The sequence below is a fragment of the Pseudomonas sp. Van50 genome (assembly GCF_055390755.1).
This window is the reverse complement of sequence record NZ_AP024343.1, coordinates 3,639,397-3,654,711: the sequence shown is the minus strand read 5'-3', so window position 1 is coordinate 3,654,711 and position 15,315 is coordinate 3,639,397. Positions and strand designations below refer to the sequence as shown.

Sequence of the window (15,315 nt, the reverse complement as noted above, 5' to 3'; positions counted from 1 at the left end):
AAACGGCAATGCTCGTCTCTCAACAGTAAGGGAAGTCTGTGGAGTCAGTTTTTCGCAAAGGCTGGCCGACGGTGCTAGTGACCATCGGCCTCTACCCCGTGTTTATCGTTGGCGCTTGCGCCGACGATAACCTCGACAGCAGCTTGCGCAGCATCAGCCCGTCGCAGTTGCAACAACCAACGCGAAATGGCGGCAGCGCGCGCCCTGCCCCGATCTATGGTGATGCTAAGCGAGCGGACGCCCAAGGCCTCGGGCTGGAGCAAGCGGTCAGGCTGGCAGTGGATTGGCACCCACGTATCGGCGAGGCAATCGGCACGCTTTTCCAGCAAGGGGAAGGCATTAATGTTGCCGAATCCGGGTACTACCCGCAGGTTTCCGGCGGTATCAGAGGCGGTTACACCAGCGGTTATGGTGGCGACGCCAGCAGCCAGTCGGTGAGCATCTCGCTGAAGCAGATGCTGTACGACTTCGGCAAGGTTTCCAGCACCGTGGACGCGGCCCGGGCCCGCGTCGCTCGCAGCCAGGCGGGCATCCTGCTGGCGATCGACGATGTTGCCCGTGACACCGCGCGAGCCTACATCGAAGTGCAACGTTATGAACGCTTGCTGGACGTCGCGCGCGAGCAGATCCAGGGCGTTGAAGGCATTGTCGACTTGGCCAGGCAGCGCAACGACATGGGCGCCAGCACCCGCTCAGACGTGGTTCAGGCCCAATCGCGCGCCGAAGGCGCAATGGCCACGCTGCAGGAATTCAAGGCGCAATACGCGCGCTGGCAAGCTACCCTGACCAGCCTGCTCGGGCGCCGCACGCCCCCGCGAATCAGCGATACAGTCTCGCCAACATTAATCCAGACCTGCGATGCCTCTCAGGTTTTCGATACCCTGCCCGCCGTGCTGCAAGCCGCCGCGCAACGGACCCAGGCACAAGCAGAACTGGCGCAGGCGAAGACCGAAGCCTACCCCACCCTCTCTCTGCAACCCACACTCGATCAACACCTGGACAACAATTATGACGAACGGAATCCCGCCGCGGATCGCACCCAGGTCGGAATTTTTCTCAACCTGGAAGTTCCGATCTACCAGGGTGGCGCTATCAGCGCTCGCAGTCGCGCCGCTGGTCACGCGCTGACCGCCGCCGATTCGGCCGAGGACGCGGCGCGCCTGCAGGCCCGTCAGGGGCTCAGCGAAGCCCAGGCCCAGACCGCCGGGTTGAACCGCCGGTTGCGCTCGCTGGAATATCGCCAGACCAGCATCACCGAAGCCCGCGAACTGTATGGCCGCCAGTATCTGGAACTGGGCACCCGCCCGCTTCTCGACCTGCTCAACGCTGAGCAGGAGATCCACCAGTCGCGCTTTGACCTGGCCAACACCCGGGCCGAATTGCAGCGCCTGCAGATCGACTGCTTCTATAACAGCGGTGCGATTCGTCGAGTCTTTGGCATCGACCACAGCGCCATTCAGAATGTCGAGATACTGCCATGACCGACGCCAGCATCCTGACCCAGAAGCCCGTGGCTGCTGAACCTCCGCAGGATTACTCGCCCTGGCTGGAAGCTTTGCTTACCGTCGCCCGCCACTACCGTCTCGACGTCTCGCCTGAGAGTGTGCGCCTGGCCTCGGTGCACAGCGAAGGCCGCGTGGAAGACGTGATCCGGCACATGGCCCGTCAGGCCGGGCTGAGCGCCAAGTTTGCGGTCTTCGACAATAAAAGCCTGAGCCGTTGGCGTACGCCGCTGGTGGTGCAATTGCGCGACGGCCAAGTCGGCGTCATCGAAAGTATTGGCGAGACTGGCGAGCTGGGCATTGTCTTCAGTGACGATCAGGGCCTGCAAAGCCGAATCGAGTACGCGACCCTCGCCGATCAGGCGCTGCGTACGGTGATTCTGCGCCCGACACAACCGGTCGCCGATGTGCGCACCAATGACTACATCAAACCGTACGACGAACATTGGTTCCGGCGCATTGTCCTGACTGACCTGCGGCCCTACAGTCAGGTAATGCTCGCCTCGCTGGTGGCCAATCTGCTCGGCATGGCTGGGGTGCTGTTTTCCATGCAGGTCTACGACCGGGTGATTCCCGCCGAATCGCTGCCAACCCTGTATGTCCTGTTTGGCGGAGTGATGCTCGCATTGCTGTTCGATTTCGTGATGCGAATCCTGCGCCTGCGCATTACCGATGTATTGGGCAAGCGTGCCGACCTGCGCGTCTCCGACCTGGTATTCGGGCACGCCCTGCGGCTGCGCAATTCAGCCCGGCCAAAGTCCACCGGCTCGTTCATTTCGCAGCTGCGCGAGCTGGAGCAGATCCGCGACCTGATCACCTCCAGCACCGCGACGGCGCTGGCCGATATGCCATTTTTCCTGTTGTTCCTGCTGGTGTTCTACCTGATCGGCGGGCCCTTGGTGTTGATTCCGCTGGCGGCCTTGGTGCTGATGCTGCTGCCGGGAATCATCGCGCAACCGCGCCTGGCGAAACTCGCTAACGCTTCGATGCGCGAAGCCGCCCTGCGCAACGCCATGCTGGTGGAAAGCGTGCAAGGCCTGGATGACATCAAGGCGCTGCAGGCCGAGCAACGTTTCCAGCAGCAGTGGAATCAATACAACGCTGCCTCGGCTGACAGCAGCCTGCGTTTGCGCACATTGACCAACAGTCTGGTGGCCTGGACGCAAAACGTGCAAGGCGGGGTTTTCGCTGTGGTCATTGTGTTCGGCGCGCCGATGGTAATCGCCGGGGACCTGACCACCGGAAGTCTGGTAGCCGCCTCGATTCTGTCGTCACGCATGATGGGGCCGATGGCGCAACTGACTCACGTGCTGACCCGGTGGCAGCAAGCCAAGGTGGCCTTGGAGGGGCTGAACCGGATCATGCAAATGCCGGTCGACCATCCCCAGGGCAGCCAGCGCGTCCATCTCCCGTCTATCCGCGGCGAGTTTCGGATGCACCAGGCCAGTTTCCGTTACAGCGACGAGTCTGCCCCGGCGCTCAACAGCCTCGACCTGACCATTCGGCCGGGTGAACGCATCGCGCTGCTGGGGCGCAACGGCGCGGGCAAGTCCACCTTGCTCCAGGCGCTAGGCGGCGCGATGGACCTGAGCAGCGGCGAAAACACACTGGACGGCATCGCCCTCGCCCACCTCGACCCGGCCGACCTGCGGCGCGATGTCGGCCTGCTGTCGCAGCACGCGCGGCTCTTCCACGGCACCTTGCGCGACAACATCACCTTGGGCGCGGGCCAGGCCAGCGACCAGGAGATCATCGCGGCGCTGGCGGTCACCGGCGCTCTCGATTTTGTCCGGCGGTTGCCCAAGGGCATGGATCACCTGGTACTCGAGGGCGGCCTTGGCTTGTCCGGGGGCCAGCGTCAGAGCTTGCTGCTATCGCGCCTGTTGATCCGCCAGCCGCAAGTGTTGCTGCTGGATGAGCCGACTGCCGCGCTGGATGACGTCACCGAGCACCTGATGCTGGAAAAACTGGCCACCTGGACCCACGGGCGGACGCTGGTGGTCGCCACGCACCGGGTCAGTGTCTTGCAACTGGTTGAACGCATCATCGTGCTGGACAACGGGCGGATCGTCATTGACGACCATCGCGACGCAGCCCTCGCCCGGCTGCGTGCGCCTGGCAACGGAGCGCCAGCATGAAACCGATGTTCACCGATGTACCGGATCCGATGTCCTATCTCGACGGTCGCGACGAACGAGCCCTTGCCGGCGGCGCACGAGTCATCTGGGGCTGCGCGCTGATGCTTGCCTGTTTCATGATGTGGGCGGCGTGGTTCGAAGTGGTGGAAGTCTCGACCGGCACCGGCAAGGTCGTACCCAGCTCCCGTGAGCAGGTGATCCAGTCAATGGAAGGTGGCATTCTCGAGCAACTCAACGTCAATGAGGGAGCGCTGGTCGAGCGCGGACAGATCCTCGCCCAGCTCGACCCGGTAAAAACCCAGTCCAACGTTGGCGAAAGCGCTGCCAAGTACCGTGCTGCACTCGCCAGCGTCAATCGATTGCAAGCAGAGGTCAGCGAAAAACCGTTGCTGTTCGACCCGTCGCTGCAGGAATTTCCGGAATTGATCCGCGCCGAAACAGAGCTCTATCGCACTCGCCGCAAGGGGCTGGCAGAAACCCTGGACGGCATCCAAAGCTCCTTGAAACTCGTGCGCAGCGAACTGCAGATCACCGAAAACCTGGCAAAGATCGGCGCATCCAGCCGGGTCGAAGTGCTGCGTTTGACTCGCCAGCGCTCCGAACTGGAGCTCAAGGCCACCGAGGCGCGTTCTGATTACATGGTGCGCGCTCGCGAAGACCTGGCCAAGGCCAACGCCGAAGCGCAGATGCTCGAGGCGGTGATTCGCGGCCGCACCGATTCGCTGTCGCGCCTGACCCTGCGCTCGCCAGTGCGAGGGATCGTCAAGGACATCGAAGTCAGCACCATCGGCGGCGTGATTGCACCCAACGGTCAAATCATGCAGATCGTGCCACTGGACGAGCAATTGTTGATCGAAACCCGCATCTCGCCTCGCGATATCGCCTTCATCCATCCCGGTCAGGCCGCCAAGGTGAAGATTACCGCATACGATTACTCGATCTACGGCAGCCTGGACGGCGAAGTGGTGACAATCTCGCCCGACACGATTCAGGACGAAGCCAAGCCAGAGATCTTTTTCTACCGCGTTTTTATTCGCACCTATTCGGACGAACTGCGCAACAAGGCCGGCAAACGCTTCGCCATCGTGCCCGGCATGATCGCGACCGTGGACATCCGCACGGGCGAAAAGACCGTGCTGGATTACCTGCTCAAACCGCTGAATCGTGCACGCGAAGCCCTGCGGGAGCGCTGATCAGCGACTCGCGACTTTCTTGGCTGACGATGCGGGGACACTTGCCAGATAGCGTGACCATTCCCGGCTGATCTCGGCGTAAGGCAGGAAGATACTGACTCGAGGCTGTCCGGCCAGATCGGCACGTTTGAGTGCGCTTACGTCACCCTGCGTCAGGAAGGCAACATTGATTCCCACCACTTGGCCATCTGCCGCAAACACCGGACCGCCTGACATACCCTTGGCCAAGGGCCCGTTGTGGGTGCCGTAGAGTACGTTGCCTTCCTTGGTATCCAGGCGAACCATGGCCGGCAAGGCATGACCGCTGCCTTTGACCGATATGTAAAGCGTATTGAAGCCAACGGAAGTCAGGGCTTCACCCGGCTGATAACCCCGCCATTTAGGTACGCTGCTGGCTTTATGGCGGAAAAACTGAACGTCCCCCTTGCCTTGGAAAACGGCCCCTGGCAAGTAAGGGATATGCTTGACCGTGACCGCGTAATCCTCGTTCCATTGCACCGCAGTGCCCATCAGCAGGTAAGGCAACGGTGCGCCGGAATGGACGACGAAGGCTTGGTTGTATAGGGGATCCTGAGTTGTAGCGACTGGCATTCCATTGCACCCGCTGAGCAGCACCGAGGCCGCAACAAGTGACTTGAGAGGACGCATTTTGCACACAGGGAGCGAGAGGAAGACGCGTTAAATATGTCATTGCGCCATCACTCATTCAATAGATCTAACCTACCATTCGTCCAATTTCGATGCTTTTTATCAATAATTGGATCCAACCTCGGACTTTCTTGAAAAGTTGGCCCTGCCCTGTTCACCTGCCAGTCTGTTGCCTTAGTGATTGCGAGTCGGATGCGAGGCGCTTGCCCGCAATCGCCCCCTCACAAAAGGCGAGCATTCATGCCTGGCGCTCGCGCAGCAGTTGACGCGCTGAGTCCGCCATTACTGGGAGGGCGCCGGCCAGCATCAGCACATCCTTGAGCACCAGGCGACCGGCTCCGGACAAATAGGGGAAGCCATGTTGACCATCGCCGAGTGCACCCACCCATGCTTCAGGTGTGGTCAACAGAAAACTCAACGTTACCAGTGGCGTGCCGAAGGCCAACGCGCCACCGAGCAAGCCAGTGCGCCGTGAAATCGGGTTCGACAACACCAACAGACCGATAAGGATTTCGACGACACCCAACCCCCTGGAAAATCCATACGTGTTGTTGGCTGTCTGCCAGGCGCGTTTTTCCACGTTCAACTCACCCTCATGAGTCAGGTGCGCCTTGTACTCTTGCGGGTGCTCGTAGAAGAACGACATGAACGGGCTGTTGGCGACGAAGGGTGTGATGCTGTCTGCTTCATACGGCACAAACTTGAGCGCACCGATCCAGAGAAACACCATGGCAATGGCCAGGCGCATGATGGATGTACCCAGTGTGTCGACCTTGGTGATGAATCGTAACAAGCTAGAAAATGAGATGAGCATGAGACTTCTCCAGATATTTGAATGTCTGGGTAGTCTGGAGAATTACTGGCAGACGCTTTTGTGCGTCATGCTCAAGTTAGTGCTCGATCGTCTCAACGTGAAGCTTCGTCTATAGAGGCCCTCTCTACACAGTTCGTACCTGCACAATATAGGGCTGCGCCTGCTTCTGCTGCCTCGCGATCGCTGGCTTTCGACAAAACCAGGCGCGACCACTATCCCCCGCCACACCCAGGCTAATCCGACACGATGCTTTTGGCCTCAAGATATGCTTCCAGCCCAAAGACTCCGAACTCCCGGCCGATACCGGACTGTTTTACCCCGCCGAAAGGAGCAAGCAGCTCTGGCGAAATTCTGTTGATCAACACCGAGCCGGCATGCAGCTGTGCTGCCATGCTTTGGGCACGTTCCGGTTGCCGGGAAAACACATAAGCCTGCAAACCGTAGAGACTGGCATTGGCAATATCGATCGCCTGTTCTTCCGAGTCATACGCAATGACCGATAGCACCGGGCCGAAAATCTCCTCTTGCGCAATGTCCATGTCGTTGCTGACGTCGGCAAAGACCGTAGGCCTGACGAAGTAACCCTGGTCCAAGCCGATCGGTCTCCCCTCCCCGCCACTAATCAGCGTTGCGCCTTGCGCCCGTCCGCGACGGATGAAGTCTTGTACACGGTCGAATTGCGCGCGATTGACCAGTGGCCCGAGAACGGTGGCCGGATCCTGCGGATTGCCGACGACCATCGCTCCAACCAGGCTTTTCACGCGCTGGATGATGTCCTCGGCGTGCGTGCGCGGCACCAGCAACCGCGTGCCGGCGACGCAGGCCTGACCGTTGTTCATGAACGCAGCATTCAGAACCAGGGGAATGGTGGTGTCGAGATCGGCGTCATCAAGGATGACAGACGCTGACTTCCCTGTGAGCGACAGACTCACTCGCTTCATGGTCTCGATGCCGGCGCGTGCAATGAGTTTTCCGGTGGCGGTGGACCCGGTGAAGGAAATTTTCGCGACGAGTGGGCTGGTGCTGATTTCGTCACCCACATCATTACCGCGCCCTAGCACAATATTGAAAATCCCTTTGGGCAAATCTGCGCGATGCAAAGCCTGGGCGAGCACGGTGGTTTGCAAGGGACTCAACTCGCTCGGTTTGATGACCGAAGCACAGCCGGCCGCAATGGCCGATGCCAGTTTGCTGCATATCGTCCCGGCGGTGCTGTTCCAGGGGGCAAACAGCGCCGCGACGCCGACCGGTTCCATCACTACGATAGCGTCACCGGCCGAACGAATCAGGTCGAAGTTTTTCAATACCTGCGCCGCATTGGTAAATGACTGCGAAGCGTAGCGACTGACCCATTGCGCCCGGGAAAACGGCGCACCGTACTCTTCGATGGCGGTATCGCGAATTTCATTCGTACTCGCCAGTACGCTGGCCTGCAACTGCTCGAGCATGTCGATACGCTCGGCCTTGGAGGTGCGGCCCATCGTCACTTGAGCTCGCGAAGCCGCGGCGATGGCGCGCCTCGCATCTTCGCGATCGGCCAAAGTGACCGTACCGATGACCATCTCGGTAGCCGGGTTGATGCATTGCACCGTTTCATTTCCCTGAACAGGAACGAATGCTCCATCAATGTAACTGTGATTGATCTTCCACATCGTGGCGTACCTGATTGATTGTGATTACCCGCGATGAGCACAGCGCCCGGTATGCCCAGACGTTGGCCGAGTCGAATAGAATCCCCCGCGATTCAGCCAGGCATCGGCTCACGGCTGAAGGCTTGCACCTCCTGAACCAAGCCTTGCGCCGCCATCATCACGAGTTGCCGGCCTTTTTCCGGAGACGCTTGCGCCGGGTCCGATCCCATGCGCCCATCCGGATGACGGGCGCGAAAATCTACAGCTTCCCGAATGGGCCCCCAGTTGGCGATCTGTGGCGAGTAGTCAGCCGACTTGATAGCGTGCGGATAAGCCCACTGGGTCACGGCAATTTCCGAAGGCGTTGCATGAATGCCGTGTCCTGTCGGGAACTGGTCCTTCGCCAGCTCATTGATACCTTCCAGATCCCACCAGTTGCACAACCGCAAGGCGAAACCCGCCGGGCGACGTGCAAAACTCGCCTCGGCGTAGAGTTCTGAAAAGGCCGCTTCAATCGACGCGACGTTGCCGCCGTGGCCATTGAGGAAGAATATTTTTTCAAACCCATGTGCAGCCAACGAGCGAGTCCAGTCACCGATGGCGGCGATGAATGTCGAAGGCCTGAGCGAAATCGTTCCTGGGAAACCAAGATGATGCTGCGCCATGCCGATGTTGAATGTCGGGGCAATCAGGATGTCCGCAGCCTCCTGCGCCTGATGGGCGATGATTTCGGGGCACATCCAGTCCGTCCCCAGCAGCCCGGTAGGCCCGTGCTGCTCGTTGGAACCGATCGGGATGACGATGGTACGGCTGCGCTGGAGAAATTTTTCGATTTCGGCCCAGGTCGATAGATGTAAAAGCATCTGCGTTCTCCTTTGGAAAAGTTCCTTACGGAACACGATGGTGTGAAGTTCAAAGTTCCCGATCACTTGCGGTGCGTTCAAGACCCGGTATGGAAGACCCACTTAAAAGGTTAGAAATGGTGTTCACTTAATCAGGCAGACGCCATAGCCTTTGGCGCCGGGGGCTGCGCGAACGCGTTAGCACCTACAAACACTAGCGAGGCAATGATTTTCTTCATTGGGAACTCCGTCAGAGTTTGAGTTATGGGGCGTACCGTGTGAAAACGAAATCATGGTTTTGAACGCGCGCTTGATGGCAGGCAAAACAAGTCTCGTGCTGAGCCTGATCGACAGCTTTACCGTTGATAAAACGTCCAAAGCCCCACCCTCCGGTCGCCGCGTACTTCTTCGAATCCTTCACCATGACTTGCACCGTTGTTGCTGCGCCGGGTATTGAAGCCGGTTCGAATTCGGGCGATTGAACGTGCTTCCATGCAAGTTTCACCAGCACTGTGCCATCGGGAAAAGGTAGCGCTGAGTCCTGATAAGCCTTGATCGCCACGTCATTGCCGACTACGGCGCGCAACTCGTCCAAAGGTGCTGCTTCCTGGGCTGGCGCGATGAGTTCCCACTTGCGATAGCCTTCGGGAACCTTCACTCCGTAGATCGGTGAGGCGTCACCGCCACCGGAATCGCCCATTGCGACGCCAGTGAGGGTGAGCGCAAGCGATGCAACAGTCCCTGACAGGACTGCCAGATGCATGAGTTTCATCGTTACTCTTCCTTGAGAGATGTCAGAGGTGATCAGCGTCAATCACAGCCTGGGCGAAAGCTTGTGGAGCCTCTTGAGGAAGGTTGTGACCTATCCCTCCGCTAATAAGACGGTATTCATACTTGCCGGTGTAACGTTTTGCATAAGCCTCAGCCGGTGGATGGGGGGCGCCGTTCGCGTCGCCTTCCATGGTGATGGTCGGTACGCTAATTGATGGGAATGCCGCCAGCTTCTTCTCGATTGCGTCGTACTTAGGTTCCCCTTTGATAAGGTTCAAGCGCCAGCGATAGTTTGAAATCGACACGGCCACGTGATCGGGGTTTTGCAAGGAAGCCGCGCTACGGTCATAAGTGGCGTCGTCGAAATTCCACTTTGGCGAAGCCAGCTTCCAGATGAGCTTGGCGAAGTCATGAGTGTTTTTCTCGTAACCCTGACGGCCGCGCTCGGTCGCGAAGTAGAACTGGTACCACCACTGCAACTCGGCGGCTGGCGGCAGTGGAGCTTTGCCCGCCTCTTGGCTGCCTATCAGGTAACCGCTCACAGCGACCAGTGCTTTCACTCTTTCCGGCCACAGTGCTGCAACGATATCTGCAGTGCGGGCGCCCCAGTCAAACCCTCCCAGCACAGCTTTCTTGATCTTCAGCGCATCCATAAAGTCGATCAGGTCGGTAGCCAGCGCAGCAGGTTGACCATTGCGAGCTGTCTTGGTCGAGAGAAAGCGAGTGTCGCCATAACCACGAGCGGAAGGGATCAACACCCGATATCCCTTATCTGCCAGGGCAGGAGCGACATCAGCGTATGCGTTGATATCGTAGGGCCAGCCATGCAACAAAATAACTACCGGGCCATCGGCTGGGCCGAGTTCCGCATAAGAAACGTCCAACAGGCCCGCCTTCACATGTTTGAGATCACCAAGAGTGGTGTGAGCACCCGGCGTGATAGCTTCAATGGTGGATGCCGGTACATCAGCGGCGCTGGCTTGGGAAAAAACCGCAGCCACTGCTGTGAATTGCAGCACCACGGCTGCCAAAAGCGATGGGGCGAAACCCCGCAGCCGGCTGGATTTATTTTGTTGGTTCAGCAAGGTCATCTCCATGGTATTTCTCCGTAGCGAGCCGCCGAATAGCGGCCCGGCGTGTTGACTGGATTGTGTATGCGCTACTGGGTTGCTTTCGTTGCGTCCAGCTTGGCGCGCAGCGGCCGGAAGGCCTCTCGCAATTCTTCGCTGAACAATTGAGGTTGCTCCCAGGAGGCGAAGTGGCCGCCCTTGTCAACCTGGCTGTAGTAGGAAAGTGATGGGTAAGCGCGTTGCGCCCAGCTTTTCGGCGCCTGATAGATTTCGTGCGGGAAGACCGTGATCGCCACCGGCACCTTGATGCTTGAGGTTTTCTGCGCCGCAGCGCTGAAATTGTTATTGTTGTTTTCCCAGTAGAAGCGCGATGACGATGCGCCGGCGTTTGTCAGCCAATACAGGCTTATATCGTCAAGCATCTCGTCACGGGTAAGTACCCGTTCAGGCTGACCATGACTGTCCGTCCATGCGGCGAACTTTTCGTACATCCACGCCGCAGTACCGGTGGGCGAATCGGCCAACAGGTAACCGATAGTCTGCGGGCGAGTAACCATCATCGCCCCGTATGCAGCGTTGCGGCCGAAGAAGGTGCTCAAGGAGTCGAACGCCTTGCGTTCAGGATCAGTGAGCCCGACGGGGGCCGGATCACCACTGTTTATCGGTTTGACCAGTTCAGGGGGATGGTTGCCGGCATGTTCAAGTGAATGCCCAACAGACCAGGCGGATTCAGGCGGCCCAATGCATCCGATATCACCGAACCGTGATCTCCGCCTTGGGAAACATATTGGGTATATCCGAGACGCTTGATGAGTACATCCCAAGCCTTTGCGACTCGATCTGGCCCCCAACCCAATTCAGTTGGCTTACCCGAAAAACCGTGTCCCGGAATCGATGGAATGATCACGTCGAACGAATCTTCGACCTTACCGCCATAAGCGACGGGATCGGTCAGCGGGCCGATAGTCTTCAGGAACTCAAACTGTGAGCCAGGCCATCCGTGTGTCAGAAGCAGCGGCATCGCGTTAGGGTTTCGCGACCGTACATGGATGAACTGAATGTCGACGCCGTCGATAGTGGTGATGAATTCAGGCAGCGCATTGAGCTTGGCTTCGGCCTTACGCCAGTCATAGCCGCTGCCCCAATACTTAACCAAGGCCTGAACCTGGGCCAACTGCACGCCTTGAGAGACATCACCGACTGTCTCCTTGTCTGGCCAGCGGGTCGCCGCAATGCGCTTTTTCAGATCGATCAATTGAGCTTCATCGACGTGAATTCGATAAGGTCGAATCGATTCGGGATTGGTCGAGGCCGAACTGGCGACTGACGCATCGGCGGTCGGGCTGGCAGCCCAAGCACCACCGCTGCCTGCGATCAGGGCCAAACCAAAAACGCCCATTCTCACGGAAGAAGCCAGGCAATGGTGCCAGGTGGAACCGAACGTAGCTGCGGGCATTTTGAATCTCCTATAAGTAATCGGCCGACAAAGTCGCGACTGTTTCCGGACTTACTCTCGCGCCACAGTGCTTGAAAATGCGTAGAAATCTCTGGGAGTTGAATGAGTCATCCACTGGAGAGTGCTTGTGCCTTCTCGATGGGTTCATTTAACGGCCCGCAGGTATTGCGAATGTGTCATCAACCGACTTAAAAGAATGACTGTGTATCTATCTAACGCGCAGATACAAAGCGATACAAAGGAACGAAACTCTGCTCTTGGGCTGGGTAGGCCGTTCTTCTCTATTTTTTTAAATAACGACCCATAAGTTAGACAAGGTGTTTAAGTGCGGTATAAACCTGCGACCACCCTTGATGGCTCAACGCTATCTGTCGATAATCACGCCTTCAAAAAAAGCACATAAGGATTTGCTGTGAAGAAGCTCTACCTGGCCCTACCGTTCTGCGCATTGCTGCTCCAGGGCTGCGGCGTGACCATGACCCGCTATGAACCCAATTTCCAGAACGTTCAGCAGCTCAAGAAAAATGAGCCCATGCAGCCTCTGCGCGAGACGCAGGTGAATGCTGATACGGGTCAAGGGTCGCTGATGGTGCGCCTGAACCCGGTTTCTTCGCCCGCGGGCAGCGTGCCACTGCACATCCAGGCCGCGATCAACGATGAGCTCCGTCAGGCTGGTCTGTTGGATCCTCGTGCTGATCGCCAGCTGCAGGTTCAGTTGGTCAAGAGCCAGCTCACCGCCGGCATGGGCACTGGGCACGGCGAACTGGCTGCACGTTTCACCCTGCGTAAAGGTGATCAGGTTCTGTACGAAACCACTAAAGACGTGCAGCGTGAGTGGGACAGTAGCTTCTTCGGTCCGATTGCCATTCCGGCGGCGGCTAACAACTACAACCCTATGGTGCAAGATCTGCTCAAGAGCTTGTACAACGACCCTCAGTTCACTCAAGCGTTGAAGTGAACAAAAAAAAGAGCCGCAATTGCGGCTCTTTTTCTATCGCTCTCAACCCCTTGGGATGTGGGTATCGACAGCGGAATATTTCATGCGGTTGTTGTCGACCCAGTTTTTCAGCAGTGCATTGACCTGGCGATTGAAGGTGTCGGTGACGGCAGCCTTGGGCGTGTTACCCGCCAGCGGCAGGAACCAGATCCCCATCCAAGTGTTGACCGCGTCATGATTGCTGTTCTTGCCCAACGGCTGGCCCTGATTGTCCAAGGTTTCCAGGCTCATGGTGTACTGGTCGGTTGCCAGCGCAGGAATGATCGTGAGCGTGAGGCCGCTGATGAACGCCAAGACCATTTGCCCACCGCCTGGCGCATGGTTGTAGACCTTCAGGCGAAGGCTGTAGTCGCCGGGTTGTTTCTGGAACTCGTCGAACACCACGCGCCCGAAAAGCCCTGATTCATCGAAGGTTCGCTTCAGATCGGGCTTGAGCATGTCACGCGCCTGAGGCACCTCGGTGGCTTTGGCATTGTCGGGTTCGCCCTGATAGAAATCGAAGTCGACATAGACGTTCGGCTTGTTCGAATAGCTGGCCATCGAAGGCAGATTCACGGGTGCGACTTCATCTTTGGTGAAGCTGGCGCATCCACTGAGGCTCAAGGCCAAGGCAAGGCCTATGGCTTTTCCAAATTGCATATCGACTTCCTTGCTTAATGTATTGATGCCGCTCACAGAGAGGGGGGACGAATTCTAGCGATATTCGCCTGAAATCAAAAAGCCATTATTTCCTGCCCTCGCCCGCGTTTTTCCATTGACGAGGCTGAGGGGTGAGCTGGGGCGACTGTGTCTGGATTAGGGATACCGAGCGCGTTCGGCCTGCCAAAGGGACGCGGCTCGCGATCACCCACTAAACACTCGGCACCCGGTGTAACGAAGCACGCTGGACAGGTATCTGCTGCCAAGCCAGCTGCGCTTGAACAATGGCGACCGCCTCCAGCACTTTATGCGCCCAGCCGTCATCTTCCGGATGCACCACGACCACGCGAAAGCCATGGTCATCACCTTCAATCTGCACGCCCTCGGAATCATCGACGTGCAAATCGATATCGAACGCCGGCGGATATTTCGAGGGTGCATTCGACAGCCCATGGTCCGTTAGCGCCTGATTGTGCAGCACGCTGTTGACCACGCCGTCGACGCGGATGCCGTAGAGCAACAGCCAACGCCGGATGTAGGACGGCGTGCGACCGGATGACGTATAGACCCAGATGCTGCAATCCTGGCGGCGCAGTTCTCGGATCAGGGCACGCGTTCCCTTGCGCAATGGCTCACCCAGCCAGCGATGAACACAGGCCGGCAATCGGCTTTGTTCGACTTCGCAGTGGTGGAGTTGGCAGGCGAGCGTGTCATCGATATCAAACGAAATGCGTATGCGCTGCCGCCTGGACATCTGCATCGGGATGGCGCAGCGGATGGCCTGCCCTGCCCGGCTGCCGAGGGTTTTGCATTTGGCGAACGCTGAATTCCCGCGCATCAATGACCACCCTGAGAGATGGGCAAAGGCTTGCCTTTGAGAAAGAACTTCATCGGGTCAGGCGCTTGTTCTTCCAGGAAGGCTGCGTATTTTTTCTTGATCTTGGGCAGTTCGTACAACGCCTTGACTCCATGTTTGGCAGAGTTGCGTATGACCGATGACGGGTTGAAGTAGCCTTTGGCGTTTTCCAGTGTCAACACGAAAGGCGGTAAGCCCGCGCGCATGAGCAGGTAGCTGACGATGAGCGACCCACTGCGGTTGTTCCCTTCAATGAACAACTGCGGCTTGCTGAGAATGCGCACATAGACACCAGCCGCCCGCTTCCAGACGGATTCGCTGCGATACGCGCAATACCAATTGAACAAGTCCTTGATGCCTCCCTCAACGTTGTTGAAGAAATGCGCCTCGGTCGCGGCCAGGTGCTGGGCGTATTCCAGGCGGCGCGTCGGGTCTCGGCCACAAAGCACCGTGGCGTTGATCTCGAGCATCAGGTTCAGGTGCTGAAGGTCAAAAAGATCAACGCCGCGGGCGACATAGTCGTCAATCAATGCGTAACCTTCAAGCACGTTTTGCAGCACTTCGTCAGTCAAGGGATCGCGTGGCTCCGTGAAGTGCCGGCTGAGCTCGGCGAAGCGGTGTTGCACTTCGCGCAGTGCATGTTCAATCGCAGGCAAATCAAGGCGATGCGTAGCAGGCATTGGTGCTCCTTGGAAACGCTTGGTAAATGTCTACCGGATGCCCGCCAAATCCATTTGGCTTCTGCAGGTATGCGGCCT

The 15,315-nt window shown here is 58.2% G+C and carries 13 protein-coding genes and 1 pseudogene; 4 read left to right on the top strand and 10 right to left on the bottom strand.

Going from position 1 to position 15,315, the window contains the following annotated elements; all coding sequences use genetic code 11:
• Window positions 1–38: 38 nt before the first annotated feature.
• From ACZ5M5_RS15555 to ACZ5M5_RS15545, 3 genes are read left to right on the top strand one after another with little or no spacing between them, the layout of a single operon-like run.
• Entirely contained in the window at window positions 39–1,481 is a 1,443-nt protein-coding gene (locus ACZ5M5_RS15555; protein WP_464737554.1) for a TolC family outer membrane protein, read from the top strand.
• On the top strand, window positions 1,478–3,640 hold the full coding sequence (locus ACZ5M5_RS15550; protein ID WP_464737553.1) for a type I secretion system permease/ATPase: 2,163 nt from the start codon (window positions 1,478–1,480) through the stop codon (window positions 3,638–3,640). The genes ACZ5M5_RS15555 and ACZ5M5_RS15550 overlap by 4 nt, the downstream gene beginning before the upstream one ends.
• On the top strand, window positions 3,637–4,833 hold the full coding sequence (locus ACZ5M5_RS15545; protein ID WP_464737552.1) for an HlyD family type I secretion periplasmic adaptor subunit: 1,197 nt from the start codon (window positions 3,637–3,639) through the stop codon (window positions 4,831–4,833). The genes ACZ5M5_RS15550 and ACZ5M5_RS15545 overlap by 4 nt, the downstream gene beginning before the upstream one ends.
• On the opposite strand, the gene ACZ5M5_RS15540 is transcribed toward ACZ5M5_RS15545, so the two are convergent.
• From ACZ5M5_RS15540 to ACZ5M5_RS15510, 7 genes and pseudogenes are all read right to left on the bottom strand, one after another.
• Window positions 4,834–5,424 (bottom strand): serine protease, encoded by a 591-nt coding sequence (locus ACZ5M5_RS15540; RefSeq protein WP_464737551.1) that lies wholly within the window; start codon window positions 5,422–5,424, stop codon window positions 4,834–4,836. It lies immediately after the preceding gene.
• A 295-nt stretch (window positions 5,425–5,719) separates the two neighbouring features.
• Entirely contained in the window at window positions 5,720–6,295 is a 576-nt protein-coding gene (gene rclC, locus ACZ5M5_RS15535; protein WP_464737550.1) for a reactive chlorine resistance membrane protein RclC, read from the bottom strand.
• Window positions 6,296–6,528: 233 nt separating this feature from the next.
• Entirely contained in the window at window positions 6,529–7,947 is a 1,419-nt protein-coding gene (locus tag ACZ5M5_RS15530; protein ID WP_464737549.1) for an aldehyde dehydrogenase family protein, read from the bottom strand.
• A 92-nt stretch (window positions 7,948–8,039) separates the two neighbouring features.
• On the bottom strand, window positions 8,040–8,789 hold the full coding sequence (locus ACZ5M5_RS15525) for a creatininase family protein (RefSeq protein ID WP_464737548.1): 750 nt from the start codon (window positions 8,787–8,789) through the stop codon (window positions 8,040–8,042).
• 241 nt (window positions 8,790–9,030) lie between these two features.
• Window positions 9,031–9,540 carry a cytochrome P460 family protein gene (locus ACZ5M5_RS15520; RefSeq protein ID WP_464737547.1) on the bottom strand — a complete coding sequence of 170 codons (510 nt, stop codon included), beginning with the start codon at window positions 9,538–9,540 and terminating at the stop codon, window positions 9,031–9,033.
• A gap of 22 nt (window positions 9,541–9,562) precedes the next feature.
• On the bottom strand, window positions 9,563–10,636 hold the full coding sequence (locus ACZ5M5_RS15515; protein ID WP_464737546.1) for an alpha/beta fold hydrolase: 1,074 nt from the start codon (window positions 10,634–10,636) through the stop codon (window positions 9,563–9,565).
• Window positions 10,637–10,698: 62 nt separating this feature from the next.
• Window positions 10,699–12,065 (bottom strand): annotated as a pseudogene (locus ACZ5M5_RS15510) (epoxide hydrolase family protein).
• A gap of 412 nt (window positions 12,066–12,477) precedes the next feature.
• Between ACZ5M5_RS15510 and ACZ5M5_RS15505 the strand changes: the two are divergent.
• Window positions 12,478–13,023, top strand: a complete 546-nt coding sequence (locus ACZ5M5_RS15505; protein ID WP_464737545.1) for a hypothetical protein — start codon at window positions 12,478–12,480, stop codon at window positions 13,021–13,023.
• 42 nt (window positions 13,024–13,065) lie between these two features.
• Here the strand turns inward: ACZ5M5_RS15505 and ACZ5M5_RS15500 are convergent, their stop codons facing one another.
• The 3 genes from ACZ5M5_RS15500 to ACZ5M5_RS15490 form a co-directional block, all read right to left on the bottom strand.
• Window positions 13,066–13,701, bottom strand: a complete 636-nt coding sequence (locus ACZ5M5_RS15500; protein ID WP_464737544.1) for a hypothetical protein — start codon at window positions 13,699–13,701, stop codon at window positions 13,066–13,068.
• A gap of 211 nt (window positions 13,702–13,912) precedes the next feature.
• Window positions 13,913–14,539 carry a hypothetical protein gene (locus tag ACZ5M5_RS15495; protein WP_464737543.1) on the bottom strand — a complete coding sequence of 209 codons (627 nt, stop codon included), beginning with the start codon at window positions 14,537–14,539 and terminating at the stop codon, window positions 13,913–13,915.
• A complete protein-coding gene (locus ACZ5M5_RS15490) occupies window positions 14,539–15,237 on the bottom strand; it encodes a hypothetical protein (RefSeq protein WP_060742348.1) in 699 nt (232 codons plus the stop codon). The genes ACZ5M5_RS15495 and ACZ5M5_RS15490 overlap by 1 nt, the downstream gene beginning before the upstream one ends.
• Window positions 15,238–15,315 lie beyond the last annotated feature (78 nt).

Coding starts and splice junctions, on each gene's coding strand:
- ACZ5M5_RS15550 (WP_464737553.1), top strand. CDS start 1,478: ATGACCGACGCCAGCATCCTGACCCAGAAGCCCGTGGCTGCTGAACCT.
- ACZ5M5_RS15545 (WP_464737552.1), top strand. CDS start 3,637: ATGAAACCGATGTTCACCGATGTACCGGATCCGATGTCCTATCTCGAC.
- ACZ5M5_RS15540 (WP_464737551.1), bottom strand. CDS start 5,424: ATGCCAGTCGCTACAACTCAGGATCCCCTATACAACCAAGCCTTCGTC.
- rclC (WP_464737550.1), bottom strand. CDS start 6,295: ATGCTCATCTCATTTTCTAGCTTGTTACGATTCATCACCAAGGTCGAC.
- ACZ5M5_RS15530 (WP_464737549.1), bottom strand. CDS start 7,947: ATGTGGAAGATCAATCACAGTTACATTGATGGAGCATTCGTTCCTGTT.
- ACZ5M5_RS15525 (WP_464737548.1), bottom strand. CDS start 8,789: ATGCTTTTACATCTATCGACCTGGGCCGAAATCGAAAAATTTCTCCAG.
- ACZ5M5_RS15520 (WP_464737547.1), bottom strand. CDS start 9,540: ATGAAACTCATGCATCTGGCAGTCCTGTCAGGGACTGTTGCATCGCTT.
- ACZ5M5_RS15515 (WP_464737546.1), bottom strand. CDS start 10,636: ATGGAGATGACCTTGCTGAACCAACAAAATAAATCCAGCCGGCTGCGG.
- ACZ5M5_RS15500 (WP_464737544.1), bottom strand. CDS start 13,701: ATGCAATTTGGAAAAGCCATAGGCCTTGCCTTGGCCTTGAGCCTCAGT.
- ACZ5M5_RS15495 (WP_464737543.1), bottom strand. CDS start 14,539: ATGCGCGGGAATTCAGCGTTCGCCAAATGCAAAACCCTCGGCAGCCGG.
- ACZ5M5_RS15490 (WP_060742348.1), bottom strand. CDS start 15,237: ATGCCTGCTACGCATCGCCTTGATTTGCCTGCGATTGAACATGCACTG.